Origin of the sequence: Streptomyces sp. NPDC005794 (genome assembly GCF_042871445.1) — a bacterium.
Classification (GTDB): domain Bacteria; phylum Actinomycetota; class Actinomycetes; order Streptomycetales; family Streptomycetaceae; genus Streptomyces.
This window is the reverse complement of the sequence record NZ_JBIAIN010000002.1, coordinates 375,375-394,635: the sequence shown is the minus strand read 5'-3', so window position 1 is coordinate 394,635 and position 19,261 is coordinate 375,375. Positions and strand designations below refer to the sequence as shown.

The following is a 19,261-nucleotide window of genomic DNA, read 5'->3' as shown; positions in this document are numbered from 1 at the left end:
CCGGACGGGGCTCCCCGGCCCTTCGGTCCGTCAGCCGGGACTGGAGCGGCCGTGCCGCCAGTAGCCGTAGAACGCGATGTCCGACCTCGGCACGCCCCGTTCGCGTACGAGATGCCGTCGCACCCCGGTGACCAGGCCGGACTCCCCGGCCGCCCAGGTGTAGGTGCGGCCGTGCGGCAGAGCCGCTCCCTTGACCGCGTCGAGTGTGCGAGCCGGCCGGGGGAGCGACGGAATTTCGGGAACCTCCAGGAAGACCTCCGCGACCAGGGAGGCCGGCACGTCCTCGAGGATGGCGAGGACCGCGGGCGTGGCGCTCTCGTCCGCGACAAGCAACTGTGTCCTTCCGCACCGGCCGGCGGGAGGTAGGTCAGGCACATGTCGAAGATGCCCGCCGGGTCGCCGGGACGGGCGCGCGGGGACCACCAACCGGATCACGGAGCGGGCCCGGGTGTCCATCGGGTCGCTGTACCAGTTCGGGTCGAGCTGCTGACCCGTCATCTCGACGCCGGGATGGCCGCGGCCCCGCTGGACCAGGACGAACTGTTGCCGGAGTCCATCGAAGGCATCATGCGCTTCTACGTGCGCAGCGCGATCGAGAACCACCTCGAGGACCCGCAGTTGCTCCACGTGATGATGGAACAGGGACCCCGCGCGCCGGAGTTGTTGCCGGAGCGGATCACACACAGCGAGCAGAGACGGATCACCTACGCCCGCAGGCTGCTCCTGAGCCATCCGGGCGGGCGGTCAGCCGCTCCGGGGAAGACCACCGGTAACGGAGCGAGAACCCACAGGGGAACCCTGTAGGAGACGAAGGAACTGCCCCACTAGCCCTGTGGCAGCGTCGCGTCTAGCGTCCGGGGTATGCAGATCACGCGCGACGAACAGAAGACCCTCGCCCCCTTCCAGTGGCTGAAGAAGCCGGCGGTCGACGGCCCTCCCGCCCAGCGCGACCCCAAGGTGGTCGAGCGTGTGTCCCAGATGCTCAAGGAGATCGAGAGCAAGGGCCTGGACGCTGTCCGCACCTACGGCCAGGAGCTCGACGGCTGGTCCGGTGAGCTGGAGATCGGGGCCGCCGAGCTGAAGAAGTCGGGGGACTCCCTGCCCGCAGACGTCCGTACGGCCCTGGAGATGGGGTACGAACGCACGCACCGCTTCGCCACCGCGCAGCGCGAGCACCTGACCGACTTCGAGATCGAACTGGCCCCCGGGGTGACGGGCGGGCAGCGCTACGTCCCGGTCTCCCGGGTCGGCGCCTACCTCCCTGCGGGCCGCTTCCCGCTGCTGGCCAGCGCGTTCATGACCGTGGGCGTGGCCAAGACGGCCGGCGTCCCCACCGTGGTGGCGTGCACGCCTCCGTCCGGCGAGCACGGCGCCCACCCGGCCGTGCTCTACGGCGCCTACCTGTCCCGGGCCGACCGGGTCTTCGCCGTCGGCGGCGTACAGGCCCTCGGCGCGATGGCGTTCGGCCTGCTGGGTGAGGCCCCGGTCGACATGCTGGTCGGCGCCGGCAACGCCTTCGTCACCGAGGCCAAGCGACAGCTCTTCGGCCAGGTCGGCATCGACCTGCTCGCCGGGCCGTCCGAGGTGGCCGTCATCGCCGACGACTCCGCCGACCCGGTCTGGGTCGCCGCGGATCTGCTCGGCCAGGCCGAGCACGGCCCCAACTCTCCTGCCGCCCTCATCACCACCTCGGAGAGGACAGGCCGCGCGGTCGCCGCCGAGATCGACCGTCAGCTCGAGACGCTCGCCACCCGGGACATCGCCGGGCCCGCCTGGCGCGACTTCGGATCCGTCATCGTCGTACGCGACCGCGACCAGGCCGTGGCCGTGTCGGACATCCTCGGACCCGAGCACCTGGAGATCCAGACCGAGGACGACGACTACTACCAGCGGAACCTCACCAACTACGGTTCGCTCTTCCTGGGCCCCTGGTCCACCGTCGCCTACTCCGACAAGGGCATCGCCGGCACGAACCACGTACTGCCGACCGGCAAGACCGCTCGCTACAACGCGGGCCTGTCCGTGTCCCGCTTCCTGAAGCCCCTGACGTACCAGAGGGCGGCCGAGGAGGGCACGGCCTCGCTGGCGCCGGCTGTCGAGCGGATCTCGGCCTTCGAGGGGCTGGCCGCTCACGGTGCGACCGCGACGATCCGCATCGACCGGATCGGCCGTACGTCCGGCGCGTTCGACGCCGTCCCCGAGGCGCTGCGCGAGCAGCTCTGACCCCCTCCGCCTCCGGCCTGCGCCGGAAGCCGCGCCCGGGACACCCTGAACGACCGCCGCCCGTGTCCGCCGCGAGGGTCACCCCATGCACCGAGCGGCGACGGGCCCGGCGACCGGTCAGGAGAGGCGGGTGTGGGTGGCGCGGGGCACGAACTCGGTCGGCAGGACGAGGCGTTCGCCGGCCGGATCGGCTTCCCCGTCGATCCGCCGTACCAGCAGGCGCGCGGCCTGCCGCGAGAGTTCCCGCAGATCGTGGCGGACCGTGGTCAGCCGGAACACCTCCCAGGCCGCCATGGGGAGGTCGTCGAAGCCGATCACGGTCAGGTCGTCGGGAACGCGGAGCCCGGCGGCGAGGGCCGCGTTCAGGACGCCGATGGCGACCACGTCGTTGCCGCAGAAGACCGCCGTGGGCACTTCGGCCGCGTCGAGGAGGAACGGCAGCGCCCGGTACCCGGTGTCGAACTCGAAGGCGCCTCGGGCCACCCGGTCCTCGGGGAGGCCGATGCCCGCGTCGGCCAGCGCCAGCCTGAAGCCGAGCTCGCGTTCGCGGCCGGTCGTCGTGTTGGCCGCGCCGAAGACGCCCGCGATCCGTCGGTGGCCCAGCCCGACGAGCACGTCGGCCACCAGGCGTCCCCCGCCCTCGTTGTCGACGACGGAGGCGTAGTCGCCCCGGCCGCCGGTGTCGCGGTTGAGGAAGACGTAGGGCATGCCACGGCGGTCGAGCTGGGCCGGCAGGCGGGAGTCGGTGGTGGCGGTCGCGAGGACCACGCCGTCCAGCGACTGGTCCAGGAGGTTCTCCTCGGCCACCGCCTCGTCGGAGCGCTCGGTGAGGAGCATCATGCGGTAGCCGAGGCGCTGGAGCTCGTCGTGCAGGGGCGCGATGACGTGCGGGTAGAAGGGGTTCGTCAGGTCGGTCACGATCACGCCGATGCGCCGGGTGGACCGGGTCGACAGGGTCCGGCCCGCCTCGCTGGGCACGTAGTTCAGCGCCTGCGCGGCCCGCCTGACCTTCTCGCGGGTCGCCGCCGAGACCCGTGGGTCGTCCCGCAGGGCGCGGGAGACCGTGGGCTGCGAGACGCCTGCCAGCCTCGCCACGTCATGGCTCGTGATCGCCATCGGCCCTCTTCCCGTAGCCCGGTGCGCCGTCCCCAGCAGTATACGTATGTAAATGCGCACCCGGGCGCCCCTACACCCTTGACACCGCACGGGACCGAGCAGGCCTCACACCCCCTGAGTCGGCACGCATCGGCCGCCTGCGCCGCCGAACTCCGTTCGGATCTCTGCGCGATACTCCCGTGCGCCGCACCCGGGGCCCCGCGCACCTCACACCCGAAGCCCACCTCGTACGCCCCCTTGACATTGCCCGACGGAAGCCCTGTCATGGAAATGCATACGTATTCCAGGCGTATCCCGAGCCAAGGGAGCAGTCATGCCCGATGCCGTCGTGTCCACCGCCGAGCTGGGTCGCCGCACGATCCGCCGCAGTGATTTCGTCTCCTGCAACCAGGCCTTCATCGACTGCCGGACGCCGGGCTCCGACCGGAAGGAGAACTACGCCATGATCGGGCCCGGCGTCTCGCAGGCCGCCGGCCAGCACGTCAACCTCCGGCTGCCGCACGGCTACAACATCGGTGCGGCCGCCATGCCCCACGGCATCACCAACAACCTGCACCTCCACTACACCGCCGAGGTGTTCGTCTGCACCGAGGGCGAGTACCTGCTGCGCTGGGGCGCCGACGGCTCGGAGGGCGAGCTCCTGCTCAGGGCCGGGGACATCGCCTCCGTCCCCACCTGGATCTTCCGCGGCTTCACCAACACCGGCCCCGACGACGGCTGGATGTTCACCGTGCTCGGCATGGACCACACCGGCGGCATCATCTGGGGCCCTTCGGTGCTGCGCGAGGCGGAGGGCCACGGCCTGTACCTCACCGCCGACAACGAACTGATCGACACGGTCGCCGGTGACGGCGTACCGGCCGGGACCGAGCTGACCGAGCCGATGGCACAGGAGCACATCGACCGGCTGCGGCACTACAGCGCCGAGCAGATGAAGCGGCGCGTCGCGGCATCGGACGAGCTGGTGTGGTCGGAACGGCCGTTCCTCGACAGCACGCTGCCGGGCGGCGGAGCTCGGCTGAGCTGCGTCATCGGGTTCGGCATGACCGAGGACCTGCACCAGGAGCCCAGGATCTTCAACCCGCACGGGCACAACGTCGCCTGGCTGCGGGCCGATCCGGGGCAGGGGGTCTCCTCGCACCGGCAGCACGAGACGCAAACGCTGATCGTCAAGGACGGCCTGTGGGAGGTCACGCTCAACCGCACCGATCCCGTGTCGGTGCGCCTGGGGCCGCGCGACATGCTCTCCGTCCCGCAGGACGCCTGGCGCACCCTGCGCAACGTCGGTGACGGACAGGGCGACCTGATGGTCGTCAACTCGGGTGACGGCCGGGTCCGTCTGGACTGGGACGAGGAGGTCGCCAAGAGCGCCGCCGACGCGGGGCTCGGCATCGACCACAACGGCTACGTCGCGCCGTACGCTCTGCTGCCCCGCTCCGCCCGTCGCTGGTGACCACCGAACCCGGCGGCGGACCGGCCGGCCCGCTGCCCCTGGTGATGGCCCCCGGGATGCTGTGCGACGCGGACCTCTGGTCCGAGGTGGTGTTCCCCGAGGGCCACCCGGTCCGCCACGTCGCGCTGACGGAGCAGGACGTCGGGGCCATGGCCGAGGATCTGCTGGCCTCGGTGACCGGCCCGTTCGTTGCTGTCGGCCTGAGCCTCGGTGCCATCGTCGCCTTCGAGGCGCTGCGCCGGGCACCGGAGCGGTTCCACGGTCTGTGCGTCATGTCGACGAACGCGGGCGCGCCCCGGCCCGAGCAGTACGCCGCCTGGCGCGCGATGGACGAGCTGATCGACGACGGCCGGTTCCCGGACGTCGTCGAACAGACGCTGCCGGGCATGTTCCCCGTATCTCGGCCGCCGGGCGGATCGGCGGAACGCTACCGGCGCATGGCGTACGCCGTGGGCCCCGAGGCCGCCCGCGCCCAGCTCGCCGCACAGGCCACCCGCCAGGACGCGTCCGGCGCGCTGCGCACCGCGCGGTGCCCGACCGTGGTCCTGTCCGGGGAGCGGGACGCGCTGTGCCCGCCGGAGTTCCACCGGGTCATCGCGCGGGCCGTGCCGGGCGCGGAGCTGCGCGAGGTGCCCGGGGCCGGCCACCTGCTGCCGTGGCAGAACCCCACCGCCGTCTCCACCGCGCTGCGGGACCTGCTGGCCCAGGTGCGGAAGGCACCACCGGCATGCCCACACCCCGCGACCCCGGCCGTCCGAGCCGCCCGGCCAGGCGCTCACTCACCCCTCGTCACCTGCCCTCATGTCCCCGCACCCCACACTCACCCCTGAAGAAGGCCGCCATGCCTCGTTTCCTCAAGTCCCCCGTGCCCGCCGGTCAGGTACGCGCCGCCCGCGCGGACGTCGCCGAGCGCGTCCGCACCATCCTCGACGACATCCGCGAACGGGGTGACGAAGCGGTCCGCCAGTACTCCGAGAAGTTCGACAACTGGAGCCCGGAGTCGTTCCGTCTGAGCCCGGAGAAGATCGAGGAGATCATCGCCGGCGTGCCGGAGACGGTCCTGGAGGACATCCGCTTCGTCCAGCGGCAGGTGCGCACCTTCGCCCAGGCGCAGCGCGACTCGATGCACGATGTCGAGATCGAGACCCTGCCCGGTGTCCGCCTCGGGCACCGGCACGTCCCAGTGGCGGGAGCCGGTGCCTATGTACCCGGTGGGCGTTACCCGTTGACGGCGTCGGCGCACATGACGATCGTGACCGCGAAGGTGGCCGGGGTGCCGAGGGTCGCCGCCTGCACCCCGCCGATCCGGGGCGAGATCCCCTCCGCGACCGTCGCGGCGATGCACCTGGCGGGTGCTGACGAGATCTATCTCCTGGGCGGGGTCCAGGCCGTGGCGGCGCTCGCCGTCGGCACCGAGACGGTCGGCCGGGTACCGCTGATCGCGGGCCCCGGCAACGCGTATGTGGCGGAGGCCAAGCGCCAGCTGTTCGGCGAGGTCGGCATCGACCTGTTCGCGGGCCCCACGGAGATCCTGGTGATCGCCGACGAGCACGCCGACCCGTTCGTGGTGGCCGTCGATCTCCTCTCTCAGGCCGAGCACGGCCCGGACTCCCCCGCCGTACTCGTCACCACGTCCGAGGATCTGGGCCGGGAGGTCGAGCGCCACATCGAACGGCTGCTGCCCGGCATGCCGACGAAGGACTTCGCCGCTCCGGCGTGGCGCGACCACGGCGAGATCGTCGTGGCCGACTCCCTGGACGAGGCCTTCCGGGTGGCGGACTCCTACGCCAGTGAACACGTGGAGGTCCTGACCGAGAACCCGCGCCAGGCGCTGGACCGGATGACCGACTACGGCGCCCTCTTCCTCGGGGAAGGCACCTGTGTCTCGTACGGGGACAAGGTCATCGGCACCAACCACGTCCTGCCCACCCGGGGTGCCGCGCGGTACACCGGCGGCCTGTGGGTGGGGAAGTACCTGAAGACGGTGACCTACCAGGAGGTCACGGACACCTCCTCGTCGGCGCTGCTCGGCAAGGTGTGCGGGCGGGCGGCGCGCGTCGAACTGTTCGAGGGACATGCCCGCTCCGGTGACGTGCGGGCTGCCAAGTACGGCAACGGCACGCTGCCGTGGAACGACGAGGCGGGCTCATGAGCGGCGGCACGCAGCGGATGACCGGGCGCACCGCGCTGGTCAGCGGAGGCGGCGGCGGACTCGGCGCGGCCATCGCACGCTCCCTGGTGTCCGACGGAGCCCGCGTGGTGATCACCGGCCGCAGCGAACACACCCTCGAGGAGACGGCCTCGCGCCTGGGCCCGGACGTCGTCCACCGGGTCTGCGACGTGTCCCGGCCGGACGACGTCGCGAGGCTCGCGGAGAGCCTCGCGGACGAGGAGATCTCGGTGCTCGTCAACAACGCGGGGATCGCGGGACCGGTGGCGCCGCTGACCGAGATCTCGGCTCGGGACTGGGACGAGGTCTTCGACGTGAACGTGCGCGGGGTGTTCCTGATGTGCCGGGCCTTCCTTCCCGCCATGACGGCGCGGGGCACCGGGGACGTCGTGAACATCGCCTCGGTCTCGGGGAAGCGGCCCCTGCTTCGGCGCACGCCCTACTGCGCGTCGAAGATGGCGGTCATCGGCCTGACCGCCACCCTGGCAGGCGAGGTGGGCCCGCTGGGGATCACGGTGAACTCCCTGTCCCCGGGGCCCGTCTCGGGTCCCCGGATGGAGCGGAACTTCCGCCTGGAGGCGGAGCGCACCGGCAGAAGCTACGCCGAGGCCGAGGAGGCGTTCGTGTCGCGGTCGGCCCTCGGGCGGATGGTCAGCGAGGAGGAGGTGGGCGCCGCGGTGAGCGCGATGCTGCGGATGCCCGGCCTGTGCGGTGCGGACATCGACCTCTCCGCGGGGATGGTGGCGCGGTGACGGCGGCGTGTGCGGGGCACCGCTCCCTCAAGGCGCGGCTCGCGGCGGGTGAACGGCTGTACGGCGCCCTGCTGCGGCTGCCCGCGGAGACCCTGGTGGAGATGGCGGGGGTGGCCGGCCTCGACTACGTGGTCATCGACTGCGAGCACGGCCCTGCCGACATGGCCCTGCTCCAGCACCATCTGACGGCCGCGGCGGCGCAGGGCATCGACGTCCTCGTCCGCGTGGGTACGGCCGAACCGGCTCTCGCCCTGCGATGCCTGGACCTGGGCGCCGCGGGGCTCATCCATCCGCATGTCGACTCCGCGCAGGACGCGCGACGGGCGGTGGCCTCGTCCCACTATCCGCCGCTGGGGACGCGGGGATTCGCGACGTACAGCAGGGCGGGCCGCTTCGGTACGGTATCGGCGGCCGATCACCTGGCCGCCTCGCAGGACACCCTGGTGGTGGCGATGGTCGAGACGGAGCGGGCCTGTGCCGCCGCCGGGGACATCGCCGGCACGCGGGGCGTGGACGCGGTCCTGGTGGGTCCGGCCGACCTCGCGGCGGACTGCTCCTTCCCCGGGCAGGACGTGATCGACGGTCTGGTCGCCTCGGCCCATCGGGCCACCCGTGAAGCGGGCAGGGCGGTCATGACGATCGTCCCGGGCGTCGAGGACGCCAGGGCGGCCGAACGGGCGGGGGCACAACTGGTGCTCTACAACATGGCCCACGTCCTGATGGACACCTTCCGGTCCCTCGCGGTGCCCGGGCCCTCGGACGGGCCAGGCAGGCCCTCGTGACGCCGCGGCCGCGACACCTCTTGACGACCTCCGCCGGGCTCCTTAGTGTTCGGCATGGATTCATACGTATGCACAACCAGGACCGTGCACGATCGGAGAAGCTGTGTCCGCTGTAGCGCCGCCCACCGCCACCGCCGGCGCCCCGGGGGGCGACACGGAGAAGCGGAAGGCGATACGCCGAGCCATCGGCGCGGGAAGCATCGGAAACTTCGTCGAACAGTTCGACTACGGTCTCTACGGGTACCTGGCGCCGGTCCTGGCCCCCGCCTTCTTCCCGGAGAGCGATCCGACGGTGGCGGTGCTGAGCACGTACGCGATCATCGCCATCGCGTGTCTGTTCCGCCCCCTGGGCGGGACGCTCGTCGGCCGCTGGGGCGACCGGGTGGGCCGCAAGAAGACGCTGCTGTGGACCATCATGTTCATGGGCGTCACCACCGCCCTGATCGGCGCCCTGCCGACCTACCACCAGATAGGGATCCTCGCGCCCCTGCTCCTCCTGTTGCTCCGCGTCGTCCAGGGCATGGTCTCGGGCGGGGAGTACGTCGGGGCCGTGGCCTTCATCGTGGAGTGGGCGGAGCCCGACCGGCGTGGTTATTACGCCTCGTACGCCTCCAACAGCTGTTTCGTCGGAATCCTCGCCGGAGCCGGTACCGCCGCGCTCACCAGCTGGGTGTTCGAGGGGCCCGCACTGGACTCGTGGGGCTGGCGCATCCCCTTCCTGCTCGCACTGCCGCTCAGCGCGGTCGGGATCTGGCTGCGGAGGCACATCGACGAATCACCCGAGTTCGTCCGGGCCACGGACGGCGGCAAGGAGATCGTCACGTCACCGATCCGGGAAGCGCTGCGCACGCAGTGGCGGCCGATCCTGGTGCTCTGCGGCGTCTCCGTCATGCTCGCGATCCTGTCCTACAGCTGGGTCACGTTCTATCCCGAGTACCTGACCGGCACACTTGGCCTGCCCCGCTGGATGGCGCTGACGTCCAACGCCATCTCGGTCGCCGTGCTCATCCCGCTGCTCCCCCTGGCGGGTATCCTCTCGGACCGGATCGGCCGCAAACCCATGCTGGTCGCCGGCGCCGTCGCCTGCATCGTCCTGGTTCCGCTGGCCTTCCGGGTCGGTGAGGGCGGAACCTTCGGCACGGCCGTCGCCAGCCAGCTGATCTACATCGTCCCCGAGTTCTTCCTGACCGGCATCGTCACGGTCTGCACGGCGGAACTCTTCGCCACACGGACCCGGTTCAGCGCGAGCGCCATCGCGTACAACAGCTCGTTCTCCATCTTCATGGGGATCACACCGTTCGTCGCGACCCTGCTCGTCAGCAGCTTCGACACGATCTACGCCGTGTGGGTCTATCTCGCCGCGGCCGCCGTCATGGCGCTCGTCGTCGTGAGCGCCTTCATGACGGAGACGTACCGGAGTCACCTGGGCGCGGACAAGTTCGCCAAGTGAACCGCACCCGGACCGCAGCGCCGGCCCCTCGCCCACCGCCGGGCACAGCGGACCGCGATTACTCTCCCGTACATACGCATACACAGCACCTCGAGAAAGGTGAGACTCATGCCGCTGGACCCCGTCGCCTACCTCCCCTACAAGGACCCGGACGACTTCATCCGTGAGGTCACCGACCGCATCTGGGTGGACCGCGACATCGCCCACATCGTCGAGAACTACGAGCCGGACTCGATCGTTCACACGAGTCTGGGCACCGTGGTGGGCCGCGACGGGGTGATCGAAGGCAGCACGATGCGCATGGGCAGCGCGCCCGGTCACATCGGCCAGGCCGAGGACGTGGTGTGGGAAGCGCGCGGCGACGACGCCTTCCTCAGCTCGCACCTCGTCTTCTCCGCCGACGAACATCTGGTGGACGGCCGGAACATCCGTGTCCGTAAGCGCACCGTCGCCAACTGCCTCTACCGCCGCGGCCGGATGGTCGAGGAGTGGGTGGTCCGAGACGAGCTGGCGGACTGTCTGCAGCGCGGCGAGGACCCGGACGAGGCGGCCCGGGCCCTGCGGTTCCAGGGGTACACCGGATCGATGACGGAGGAGCCGCCGAAGGACGTGCTGGTGGCCGGGGTCAGCGGACCGCGTCCCGACGAGTTCCGGCCCGAGTGTGAGATGGTGCTGGAGTTCATCGAGGACGTGTGGTCGCAGCGACGGCTGAACCGGGTCAACGACTTCATGGTGCGCGACCTCTTCCTGCACACGGTCGGCGACCGGACCGTCATCCGCCCCGAGCGCTACCAGAGCGATCTGCTGGCCATGGTCGGGGCCTTCCCCGACGCCAGGTTCGCGGTGCGGGACGTGCAGACCAACTTCGCGCCGCGGTACGCCGGTCTGCGGGTGGCCGTCACCTGGACCATGCACGGCACCTACCGGGGCACGCCGGTGTTCGGTCAGCTGACCGACAAGCCGGTGACCGTCCTCGGGGTGTCCCAGTTCCTGATCCAGGAGGGCCGGATCGTCAAGGAGGTCCGCGTCTACGACGAGATCTCGCTGCGGGCCCAGATCAACAGCACCCGGGGAGACGGCCCGGCGGTGGAGGCCAACATCTACTGACCGCCTGCCTGGCCGCCCCACTCGTTGCGGGTGCGGCGGCCCGGGTCAGCCGGGCAGCCTGGGCACGCTCTCGATCAGCCGGCGGGTGTACCGGTGCTCCGGTGCGCCGAGCACCTGAGAGGTGGCTCCCTGCTCGACGACCAGGCCGCGCTCAAGCACGGCGGTGCGCTCGCACAGGGAGGCCACGACCGACAGGTCGTGGGAGACCATCACCAGCGTCAGGCCTCGCTCCTCCTTCAGTTCGGCCAGCAGATCGACGACCTTCACCCGGGTGGTGACGTCCAGCGCGCTGACCGGCTCGTCGGCCAGCAGGACGCGCGGGTCGCAGACCGTGGCGCGGGCGATGGCGATGCGCTGGCGCTGGCCGCCGGAGAACTCGTGCGGGTAGCGGTCGACGGCGTCCGCCTGGAGGCCGACGCGTTCCAGCGCCTCGACCACCTTGGGTGCGGCCGTGGAGCGGGTGGCGAGGCCGAGGGAGCGCAGCGGTTCCGCGACGATCGCGCCGACCCGCCGGCTGGGGTCGAGCGAGGAGTAGGGGTCCTGGAAGACGCACTGCACGCTGCGCCGGAAGTGGCGCATCTGCTCGCGGTCGCGCGGGTTCAGGTCGGCTCCGTCGAAGAGGACGGAGCCGGCGGTGGGGCGAGCCAGGCCCAGCAGCAGGCGCAGCAACGTCGTCTTGCCCGCGCCGGACTCGCCGACCAGCGCGAGGCTCTCACCGGCCTCGACGGCGAGGGACACGTCCCGCACCACGTCGGCCGCGGTGCCCCGGTAGCGCACCGAGGCGTCCTTCAGCTCCAGCACGGGTGTCATCGCGGGCTCCTCAGGTCCAGGGCGGACTCCAGCTTCCGGGCGCTGGTGACCAAGGCCCTGGTGTACTCCTCGCGTGGCGTGCGCACGATGTCGTGGACCGCGCCGTGCTCGACGGCCCGGCCGTCCTTCATGACCAGCACCCGGTCGGTGACGCGGGACACGACGGCGAGGTCGTGGCTGACGAACAGCACGGCCATCTCCCGTTCCTGGACCAGGCCGTCGATCAGTTCCAGCATCTCCGCCTGCACGGACACGTCCAGGGCCGTGGTGGGCTCGTCGGCGATGAGCAGTTTCGGCTCGCAGGCCAGCGCCATCGCGAGGGCGACGCGCTGGCGCTGACCGCCGGAGATCTCGTGCGCGAAGGCGCGCGCGATGCGGTCGGGCTCGGGCAGCCGTACCTGTTCGAGGGCGTCGCGCACGGCCTCACGCAGGGGTTTTCCCTTGAGGCCGGTGCGGCGGGCGAGCGGCTCCGCGATCTGGCGGCCCAGCCGCATCAGCGGGTCCAGTGCGGTCAGCGGCTCCTGGAAGACGACGGCCGCGTCCCGCCCGCGGACGGCGGTGAGCCGCTTCTCGGCAGTGCCGACCGTCTGCGTCCCGGCCAGTTCCACACTGCCGGTCGCGGTCATGCCGTCGGGCAGCAGTCCGAGCACCGCGAGCGTCGTCAGGGACTTGCCGGAGCCGGACTCCCCGATGAGGCCGAGCCGTTCACCACCGGCCACCGTGAAGGACAGGTCGTCGACCAGGGTCCGTCCGTCGGGGGCGCGGACGGTCAGTCCGCGTACGTCGAGGAGAGTCACGTGCGCCTCCGCCGGGTGGCCGGGTCGAGGGTGTCACGCAGGCCGTCGGCGATGAGGTTCACGCCGATGACGAGCAGGACGAGAAGGATGCCGGGTGCGAGCGCGCCGGCCGGCGCGGTGGTGAAGGTGGCCTGCGCTTCCTGGAGCATGCGGCCCCAGGAGGCGTTGGGCGGCGGTGCGCCGAGCCCCAGGTAGGACAGCCCGGCCTCGGCGAGCACCGCGAGCCCGAACTGCAGGGCGAGGTTGACCACCAGCGTGGGCCAGATGTTGGGCAGGACGTGGGAGAGGACCGTACGCGGCCAGGAGGTGCCGGAGGTGCGGGCGGCGGTGATGTAGTCCTGTGCCAGCACCCGCTTGACCAGGATGCGTACCAGCCGCGCCACGACGGCGCTCTGCGCCAGGCCGATCGCCAGGACCGCCGAGCCGAGCGTCGCCGAGCGTGCGGCGACGATGAGCATCGCCAGCAGCAGCGTCGGGAAGGCGATGAGGATGTCGAGGAACGCCGAGAGCGTGTCGTCGAGCCAGCCCTGCGCGAACGCCGCGAGCACGCCCAGGGTGACCCCGATGACGGCGGCGATGAACACCGACCCGAGCCCCGCCTCGACGGCGATGCGGGAGCCGGTCATCACCTGGGTGAACAGGTCGCGCCCGAGCTTGTCGGTGCCGAGCAGATGCCCGCCTCCGGGTCCGGCGAGCCGCCCGCCGGAGGTGTCCCCGGCGTCGTAGGGCAGCCAGAGGAACGACACCACGGCGAGCAGAGCGATCAGACCGGCGAGTACGCAGCCGACGACGAGGGTGGCGGAGCGCCGGGAACGGCGCTTCGTGGGGGCGAGCAGGTCCGTCCCGGTCATCGGGCACCTCCCGAGAGTCGGCCGCGCAGCCGAGGGTCGATGATCCGCTGGACCAGGTCGGCGACGAAGCCGATCACCAGCACCGCGAGGGTGGAGACGAACAGCACGCCCTGGATGACCGGGTAGTCGTGCTGCGCGATGCCGGTGGCGAGCAGCGAGCCGAGGCCGGGCAGGGCGTACACCGACTCCACGACGACGGCGCCGAGCAGCGTCGAGGCGAGTTCGATGCCGAGGATGGAGATCACCGGCACGGCGGCGTTGCGCAGACCGTGCCGCCACATGGCGCGGCCGAAGGACGACCCGAGGGCACGCGCCGTACGCAGGTAGTCGCTGCCCAGGACGTCGAGGGTGGCGGAGCGGACGTAGCGGATCAGGGACGCGCTCATCACCAGGGCGATGGTCACGACCGGCAGGACGAGGGCGCGGAACGCCTCGGCCGGGTCATCCCAGCCGTCCTGCGGGAAGCCGCCGGAGGGCAGCCAGCCCGCGTTCAGCGCGAACACCGCGATGAGGATCATCCCGAGCCAGAACACGGGTATCGCGATGCCGAGTTGGGACACGCCGCTGAGCAGCGCGCCGTACCAGGTGTGCCGCTTGTGCGCGGCCACGAACCCGGCGGGTACGGCGACCAGAACCGCCAGGACGAACGCCGCCAGCGTGAGCGGCACGGTGACGTCCAGCCGCGCGGTGACCTCGGGGCCCACGGGCAGCGAGCTGACGAACGAGGTGCCGAGGTCACCGCTCGCCAGCTGCCCGAGCCAGTGGACGAACTGTTCGGGCAGCGGCCGGTCGGAGCCGATGGAGTGGCGGGCCGCGGCTATCTGCTCGGGACTGGCGCCGACCGCGGTGAGCGCGTTGGCCGGGTCACCGGGCAGCATGCGCAGCAGCACGAACAGCACCACACTGGCCAGGGCCAGCGACACCGCGAGGAAGGCGAGCCGGCGCAGCAGATAGCGCGCCATCAGCCCTTCTTCTCGATGTCGTAGGCGAAGAACTGCGAGTTCAGGCCGTTGAGCGGGTAGCCGGAGAGCTTGTTGTTCGCGACGACGATCTGCGGGTAGAGGTACAGCCAGTCGCTGGCGGCGTCCTCGGCGGTCTTCCGGTTGACCTTCTTCAGCAGTTCGGTCTGCTCGGCGGCGCTCGATGCTTCCTCGGCCTGCTCCACCCACTTCGTGACCTGCGGGTTGTCGTAACCCCAGTAGAAGTCGGGGTTGCCGTACCAGACCAGGTCACGGTCGTTGACGTGCTCCTGGAGCGTGGCCGTGAAGTCGTGGTTCTTGTAGACCTTCGTGTACCACTCGTCCGGCGTGATCGTGTTGATCTTGACGGTGATGCCGACCTCGGCGAGCTGGGACTTGATGAAGGTCGCGGCCGTCGGGTGCGGGTCGTAGTTGGGGGTGTCGAGGGTGAAGCTGAAGCCCTTGGCGTAGCCGGCCTCGGCGAGCAGCTTCTTGGCCTTCGTCACGTCGTGGGCGTCGACGTCGGTGAGGTCCTCGTACCAGGGGTCGGTGGGCGGCACCATCGAGCCGATCGGCTTGCCGTAGCCGCCCCAGACGGACTCCAGCAGCTTCTCGTCGTCGATGGCGGCGGAGACGGCCTGGCGCACCTTGACGTCGGTGAAGGGCTTCGCCTTGTCGTTGAACGCCAGGAGCAGCTTGGTGGTGGAGTCGCCGTCGTTCACCTTGTAGTTGCCGTTGCTCTTGAACTGCTCCAGGGCGTCGGGCGACTGCTCGCTGGTGACCACGTCGACGGCGTTGGTCAGCAGCGCGTTGTTCAGCGCGGTGGCGTCCTTGTAGTAGTGGAAGACGACCTGCTTGTTGGCGGCGGCGTCACCCCAGTAGCCGGCGAAGCGGTTCAGGCTCAGCGCGGAACCACGGGTCCACTTGTTCAGGGCGTACGGACCGGTGCCGTCCTCGCTCGTCTTCAGGTTCTGCGCCTGGGAGTTGATGATCCAGACGTAGGAGAGGTTGTAGACGAAGGAGATCGACTTCTTGGACAGCGTGATCTTCACGGTCCGCGTGTCGGGGGTGGCGATGTCCTTGATGACCTCGAGGTTGCTCTTGCGGGCCGACTGCGAGTCGCCCGCCGTCACCTTCTCCAGGCTGTACTTGACGTCCTGACTGGTGAGTTCCCTGCCGCTGTGGAACTTCACGCCGTCGCGCAGGGTGAAGGTGTAGGTGAGGCCGTCGGCACTGGTCTCGTAGTCCTGGGCGAGGAGCTTGTCGACCTTGCCGTCGTCGGTGAGCCTGAACAGACCTTCGTAGACGTTGCCGTTGAGCGCCTCGGTGACGCCCTGGCCGCCGCCGGCGGTGTTGTCGAGGTTCTGCGGCTCGTAGAGGGAGCCGATGTTGACGACCGCGTCCTTGTCCCAGGTGCCACCCGAGGCGTTGGAGCCGCCGGAGCCGCCGCAGGCGGTCAGGGTCAGGACGAGGGCCGCGGCGGAGGCGGTGCCGTACAGGACGTTCTTCTTGGTGCTCATGGCGTGAGGGCTCTTTCGGTGCCGGAAGCTGCGGGGTGATCAGTGCTGGGTGTCGAAGCCGTCGCGGAAGACGGGGAGCTTCTCGCCGGCCTCGACGGGCAGGTGGAAGCGGTTCTGCCGCGGCGGCATCGGACAGTTGTACTGGTCGGAGAATCCGCAGGGCGGTACGAACGCCCGGTTGAAGTCGAGGACGACCCGGCTCTCGTCGTCCGTGCGCCGTACGAACAGGAAGCGGCCGGCCCCGTAGGTGAGGTCACCGTTGGTCGGGTCGCCGAAGACGAGCAGCAGGGTGCCGTCGTCGTCGAAGGCGCTGAGCGTGTACGCGCGGCCGTCGACGGTGAGCGTGATGTCGCCGGGGACGGCCAGCTCGCGGCTGCCGCCGTTGTCCCGGATGTGCTCGAAGGCGATGCTCCGGGCGCCGGCGACGGGTGTGTAGGAGGCTTCCAGGACCCAGGCGGGGTCGTAGGGGAAGGCGTCGACCTGGTCGAAGTGACGGAGGGCGGGCGCGTCGGCGTCCCAGAAGCGCAGGCCGTGCTCGGGCTCGCCGGTGACCCGGTCGGTGCGCTGGAGCGTGGTGACGGTCACGGTCTCCGGCCGGTCCGCTCGGGCGTCCGCCACGTCCGGGACCTCGCCTGCCGGGGCCCAGCGGGTCTCGACCAGGGCGAGGTTGCCCGTGGGGGACGTGAGCGAGCGACGGCGCTCGGCGCGCCAGGCTTCCCACTCCTCTGCCGGATCGGCGGATGCGCGGGCGGGGGCGGACTGGGACACGGCGATACTCATTCGTCTAGGCGGAGCAGCCCTCACAGCCCCTGGGCAGCAGGACGTGAATAAATGGCCAAAGCATTACCTTTATTGACCATAAGCGCATCTAATGTCAAACGTCTGCGTCACATTGTGAGACGAATCTCCTGATGGTGGGCGGCCAGCAGCCACCGCTCCGTCGCCGGGCCCCCCACCCGGCACCCGCCGGTGCTGACGGCGGCACCGAGGCTCGGCGCCGCCGTCGGACGGGTTCACGGGCAGCGGCGCCTCAGTAGAGGTAGGCGAACGACTTCACCTGGGACGCGGTGAGGGCTCCACCGAAGACGCGGACGGTGTCCGCTCCTCCGTGGAAGTACTCGCCCCAGCCGCCGTCGGCCGTGTGACCGCGGCCGACCTGGAGCGGGCCGGGGGCGCTCCAGGAGGCGTTGAACGCCGTGGTGGCCACCGCCTCGCCCTTGACGTACAGCGTGATGTGCCCCTCGGAGTCGTCGTACACGACGACCACTTCGTCGGTGTGGGACGTGGGAGCGCCGGGCGCGGCGACGACGGTCTCCGTGGAGCCCGGTTCGCCGCTGCGGGTGACGACCAGCTGCCACTCGGAAGCAGCCGGGTCGTAGCGGACCTTGAAGGCGTCACTGTCGGCGTCGCCCTGCGACAGGACCGTCATCGGGCGGTCGGGGGTGGTGTCGGCGAACCGGACCCGCAGGCCGACGCTGTAGCTGTCGGCGGTGTCGACCACGGGGCCGCCGGTGGCGGCGTAGTCGTCCGTGCCGTCCAGAGCGAGGTGGTCGTTGCCGTCGAGGGCGTCCGCCGGGAACTCGACGCACTCCGGGTCCTCGAGGCAGCCCTCGATGTCAGGGGTGTAGAAGCCCGCGCCGCCGTGCAGGGTGAGCGGCTCGTCGCCGTCCCGGTCGGGGATCACACCGTCATCGGTCCGCTCGATGTCCCAGGCTGCGGCCAGTTCGGCGGGGCGGGAGCCCAGTTCCTCGATCTCCTTGCGGGGCACGACCCGGTCCCAGACCCGGACGTCGCCGATCTCGCCCTTCCAGCGCGCGCCTGAGTCGCCGCGGGCGCGGCCGATCTGGAAGGCGCCGGGGGCCGCCACCGGGGCGACATCCGCGGTGGAGGCGACCTCCTTGCCGTTGACGTAGAGGCGCAGGGTGCTGTCCTCGGTGTCGTACCGGCCTGTCAGGTGGGCCCAGCCGCCGACCGTGGCGCTGCCGCCGGTGAGGGTGGTGGCGCCGTAGCGGAAGGCCCAGGTGGCCGGGCCGTTCTCGGTCGGGCGCAGACCGAGCGTGAAGGCTGAGGTTCCGTCGGCCGCGTCCTGGCCGGCGACCGTCATCGGGGCGTCGGTGGCAGCGGGGCGGACCCAGGCGGAGAGGGCGAAGGTCTTGGTGGTGTCCGTCGCGGGGGCGTCCGCGGTGAGGTAGCTGTTCCCACGGCCGTCGAGGGTGACCGTGGAGGCGAGGTCGGTGCGGGAGGGAGCGGGGGCACCGAAGACGACGCCGTCCTCGGCGCGGGCCACGGGGCCGGCCTCGGCGGCCGCGTTGTGGGATCCGGCCGGATCGGCGAGCGTCCAGTGGGCGACGGGGCTGCGGCCGGTGGCGACCCGCATGTAGTGGGTCGTCTGAGAGCTGGACCGCCCGGCACGGTCGATGGCGCGGACCTGCATGTAGTAGGTCCCGCTGCTCTCCGGCATCCACCGGATGGTGGCCGGTCCGCCCGGCTCTTCGGGCCGCACCCGGGTGGGCACGGAGCCGAGGACGGTGTAGACGTACTCGACGACGTCCTCGGACGGGGAGTCGAACGTGAAAGTGCCGTAGACGCCGACGCCGTCGTGCCAGCCGCTGTCGTCGTCCGGGTACTGCTCGGAGACGACCGTAGCCGGCTCGGGGCTGACCGTGTCGATGACGAACCGGCAGGTGAAGCCGGGGGCTTCGTCACTCCAGGCGGATGTCGCGCCCTCGTCGTCGACGGCCCGGACGTGCCAGGAGACGACGGTGTCGGCGGGGAGGTCGGCGGGTGTCCGCCACAGCTGGGTGATCGGAGAGCGCACGACGTGCGACGTGTAGGCGCGGCGCTGCTGGGCTCCGTCGGCGTCGGTCCACCAGGCCTCGAAATCGGCACCGGCCCCGTTGGTCTCCCACTCCTCGTTGTCCTCCGTCGGGTCCGCGACGACGGCCCGGAGTTCGGGTGCGCGGGCGACGTGGACGGGCTCGTCGGAGCACGCCTTGGTCGAGTCGACGGTCAGGGTGTCGACGCGCGGCTGAAGCGGAGGAAGGTTCTCCCCGGCCGCCGTGGCGGTGCCCGGGGTGGCGGCGAGCAGCACGGCTGCCAGCCCTGTGGCCGCGACGGCGGTTCTGGCGCGCCGGCCGGAATGCGTGGTCATTCGGTTGGGTCCCCCCGACTCGGTTGTCCGGTTCTGCGCGAGGGTGGTTCGCCGCCTTCGGCCGCGCAGGTGCCACACGAGGACCAGCAGCTGTCATGCTCACCATCGGCCTCGGGGCTG

The 19,261-nt window shown here is 70.9% G+C and carries 17 protein-coding genes and 1 pseudogene; 9 read left to right on the top strand and 9 right to left on the bottom strand.

From position 1 onward, the window contains the following. Positions 1-30: 30 nt before the first annotated feature. Positions 31-422, bottom strand: a pseudogene (locus ACFYQ5_RS04195) (siderophore-interacting protein); the annotation flags it as partial. Here ACFYQ5_RS04195 and ACFYQ5_RS04190 point away from each other — a divergent pair. Together ACFYQ5_RS04190 and hisD (ACFYQ5_RS04185) are read left to right on the top strand one after the other, a co-directional pair. Next, positions 376-804: a hypothetical protein gene (locus ACFYQ5_RS04190; protein WP_389192822.1), complete on the top strand. Its 429-nt coding sequence runs from the start codon at positions 376-378 to the stop codon at positions 802-804. The pseudogene ACFYQ5_RS04195 and the gene ACFYQ5_RS04190 sit on opposite strands and share 47 nt — an antisense overlap. A 57-nt stretch (positions 805-861) precedes the next feature. Next, positions 862-2,223: a histidinol dehydrogenase gene (hisD, locus tag ACFYQ5_RS04185; protein WP_389192819.1), complete on the top strand. Its 1,362-nt coding sequence runs from the start codon at positions 862-864 to the stop codon at positions 2,221-2,223. Between the two features lie 117 nt (positions 2,224-2,340). Here the strand turns inward: hisD (ACFYQ5_RS04185) and ACFYQ5_RS04180 are convergent, their stop codons facing one another. Further along, positions 2,341-3,339, bottom strand: coding sequence for a LacI family DNA-binding transcriptional regulator (locus tag ACFYQ5_RS04180; protein WP_389192816.1), 999 nt, complete (start codon positions 3,337-3,339; stop codon positions 2,341-2,343). Between the two features lie 313 nt (positions 3,340-3,652). Here ACFYQ5_RS04180 and ACFYQ5_RS04175 point away from each other — a divergent pair, with 313 nt between their 5' ends. The 7 genes from ACFYQ5_RS04175 to ACFYQ5_RS04145 all read left to right on the top strand — a co-directional run bounded on the left by ACFYQ5_RS04175 (position 3,653) and on the right by ACFYQ5_RS04145 (position 11,053). Continuing rightward, positions 3,653-4,792, top strand: a complete 1,140-nt coding sequence (locus tag ACFYQ5_RS04175; protein WP_389192814.1) for a hypothetical protein — start codon at positions 3,653-3,655, stop codon at positions 4,790-4,792. Next, positions 4,789-5,622, top strand: coding sequence for an alpha/beta fold hydrolase (locus tag ACFYQ5_RS04170; protein ID WP_389192811.1), 834 nt, complete (start codon positions 4,789-4,791; stop codon positions 5,620-5,622). The genes ACFYQ5_RS04175 and ACFYQ5_RS04170 overlap by 4 nt, the downstream gene beginning before the upstream one ends. Positions 5,623-5,633: 11 nt before the next feature. Next, complete coding sequence (gene hisD, locus ACFYQ5_RS04165) at positions 5,634-6,944, top strand: histidinol dehydrogenase (RefSeq protein WP_389192808.1); 1,311 nt, start codon at positions 5,634-5,636, stop codon at positions 6,942-6,944. Then, positions 6,941-7,714, top strand: coding sequence for an SDR family NAD(P)-dependent oxidoreductase (locus ACFYQ5_RS04160; RefSeq protein WP_389192805.1), 774 nt, complete (start codon positions 6,941-6,943; stop codon positions 7,712-7,714). The genes hisD (ACFYQ5_RS04165) and ACFYQ5_RS04160 overlap by 4 nt, the downstream gene beginning before the upstream one ends. Continuing rightward, complete coding sequence (locus ACFYQ5_RS04155) at positions 7,711-8,496, top strand: HpcH/HpaI aldolase/citrate lyase family protein (RefSeq protein WP_389192802.1); 786 nt, start codon at positions 7,711-7,713, stop codon at positions 8,494-8,496. The genes ACFYQ5_RS04160 and ACFYQ5_RS04155 overlap by 4 nt, the downstream gene beginning before the upstream one ends. 103 nt (positions 8,497-8,599) lie before the next feature. Next, positions 8,600-9,946 (top strand): MFS transporter, encoded by a 1,347-nt coding sequence (locus tag ACFYQ5_RS04150; protein ID WP_389192799.1) that lies wholly within the window; start codon positions 8,600-8,602, stop codon positions 9,944-9,946. Between the two features lie 108 nt (positions 9,947-10,054). Further along, complete coding sequence (locus tag ACFYQ5_RS04145; RefSeq protein ID WP_389192797.1) at positions 10,055-11,053, top strand: ester cyclase; 999 nt, start codon at positions 10,055-10,057, stop codon at positions 11,051-11,053. Between the two features lie 45 nt (positions 11,054-11,098). Here ACFYQ5_RS04145 and ACFYQ5_RS04140 read toward each other — a convergent pair whose 3' ends face one another. The 7 genes from ACFYQ5_RS04140 to ACFYQ5_RS04110 form a co-directional block, all read right to left on the bottom strand. Next, complete coding sequence (locus ACFYQ5_RS04140) at positions 11,099-11,863, bottom strand: ABC transporter ATP-binding protein (protein WP_389192794.1); 765 nt, start codon at positions 11,861-11,863, stop codon at positions 11,099-11,101. After that, on the bottom strand, positions 11,860-12,660 hold the full coding sequence (locus ACFYQ5_RS04135; protein ID WP_389192791.1) for an ATP-binding cassette domain-containing protein: 801 nt from the start codon (positions 12,658-12,660) through the stop codon (positions 11,860-11,862). The genes ACFYQ5_RS04140 and ACFYQ5_RS04135 overlap by 4 nt, the downstream gene beginning before the upstream one ends. Further along, positions 12,657-13,511, bottom strand: a complete 855-nt coding sequence (locus ACFYQ5_RS04130) for an ABC transporter permease (RefSeq protein WP_389192788.1) — start codon at positions 13,509-13,511, stop codon at positions 12,657-12,659. The genes ACFYQ5_RS04135 and ACFYQ5_RS04130 overlap by 4 nt, the downstream gene beginning before the upstream one ends. After that, positions 13,508-14,473, bottom strand: a complete 966-nt coding sequence (locus tag ACFYQ5_RS04125; protein WP_389192785.1) for an ABC transporter permease — start codon at positions 14,471-14,473, stop codon at positions 13,508-13,510. Before ACFYQ5_RS04125 ends, ACFYQ5_RS04130 begins: the two co-directional genes overlap by 4 nt. Further along, positions 14,473-15,990 carry an ABC transporter substrate-binding protein gene (locus ACFYQ5_RS04120; RefSeq protein ID WP_389192782.1) on the bottom strand — a complete coding sequence of 506 codons (1,518 nt, stop codon included), beginning with the start codon at positions 15,988-15,990 and terminating at the stop codon, positions 14,473-14,475. The genes ACFYQ5_RS04125 and ACFYQ5_RS04120 overlap by 1 nt, the downstream gene beginning before the upstream one ends. 39 nt (positions 15,991-16,029) lie before the next feature. Next, entirely contained in the window at positions 16,030-16,770 is a 741-nt protein-coding gene (locus tag ACFYQ5_RS04115) for a DUF1684 domain-containing protein (RefSeq protein ID WP_389192780.1), read from the bottom strand. Between the two features lie 250 nt (positions 16,771-17,020). Continuing rightward, positions 17,021-19,141, bottom strand: coding sequence for a LamG domain-containing protein (locus tag ACFYQ5_RS04110; RefSeq protein ID WP_389192777.1), 2,121 nt, complete (start codon positions 19,139-19,141; stop codon positions 17,021-17,023). Positions 19,142-19,261 lie beyond the last annotated feature (120 nt).

Bases quoted from the DNA above. Each gene is read 5' to 3' on its own strand.
- ACFYQ5_RS04190 (WP_389192822.1), top strand. From the start codon at position 376: ATGTCGAAGATGCCCGCCGGGTCGCCGGGACGGGCGCGCGGGGACCAC.
- hisD (WP_389192819.1), top strand. From the start codon at position 862: ATGCAGATCACGCGCGACGAACAGAAGACCCTCGCCCCCTTCCAGTGG.
- ACFYQ5_RS04180 (WP_389192816.1), bottom strand. From the start codon at position 3,339: ATGGCGATCACGAGCCATGACGTGGCGAGGCTGGCAGGCGTCTCGCAG.
- ACFYQ5_RS04175 (WP_389192814.1), top strand. From the start codon at position 3,653: ATGCCCGATGCCGTCGTGTCCACCGCCGAGCTGGGTCGCCGCACGATC.
- hisD (WP_389192808.1), top strand. From the start codon at position 5,634: ATGCCTCGTTTCCTCAAGTCCCCCGTGCCCGCCGGTCAGGTACGCGCC.
- ACFYQ5_RS04160 (WP_389192805.1), top strand. From the start codon at position 6,941: ATGAGCGGCGGCACGCAGCGGATGACCGGGCGCACCGCGCTGGTCAGC.
- ACFYQ5_RS04145 (WP_389192797.1), top strand. From the start codon at position 10,055: ATGCCGCTGGACCCCGTCGCCTACCTCCCCTACAAGGACCCGGACGAC.
- ACFYQ5_RS04140 (WP_389192794.1), bottom strand. From the start codon at position 11,863: ATGACACCCGTGCTGGAGCTGAAGGACGCCTCGGTGCGCTACCGGGGC.
- ACFYQ5_RS04130 (WP_389192788.1), bottom strand. From the start codon at position 13,511: ATGACCGGGACGGACCTGCTCGCCCCCACGAAGCGCCGTTCCCGGCGC.
- ACFYQ5_RS04125 (WP_389192785.1), bottom strand. From the start codon at position 14,473: ATGGCGCGCTATCTGCTGCGCCGGCTCGCCTTCCTCGCGGTGTCGCTG.
- ACFYQ5_RS04120 (WP_389192782.1), bottom strand. From the start codon at position 15,990: ATGAGCACCAAGAAGAACGTCCTGTACGGCACCGCCTCCGCCGCGGCC.
- ACFYQ5_RS04115 (WP_389192780.1), bottom strand. From the start codon at position 16,770: ATGAGTATCGCCGTGTCCCAGTCCGCCCCCGCCCGCGCATCCGCCGAT.
- ACFYQ5_RS04110 (WP_389192777.1), bottom strand. From the start codon at position 19,141: ATGACCACGCATTCCGGCCGGCGCGCCAGAACCGCCGTCGCGGCCACA.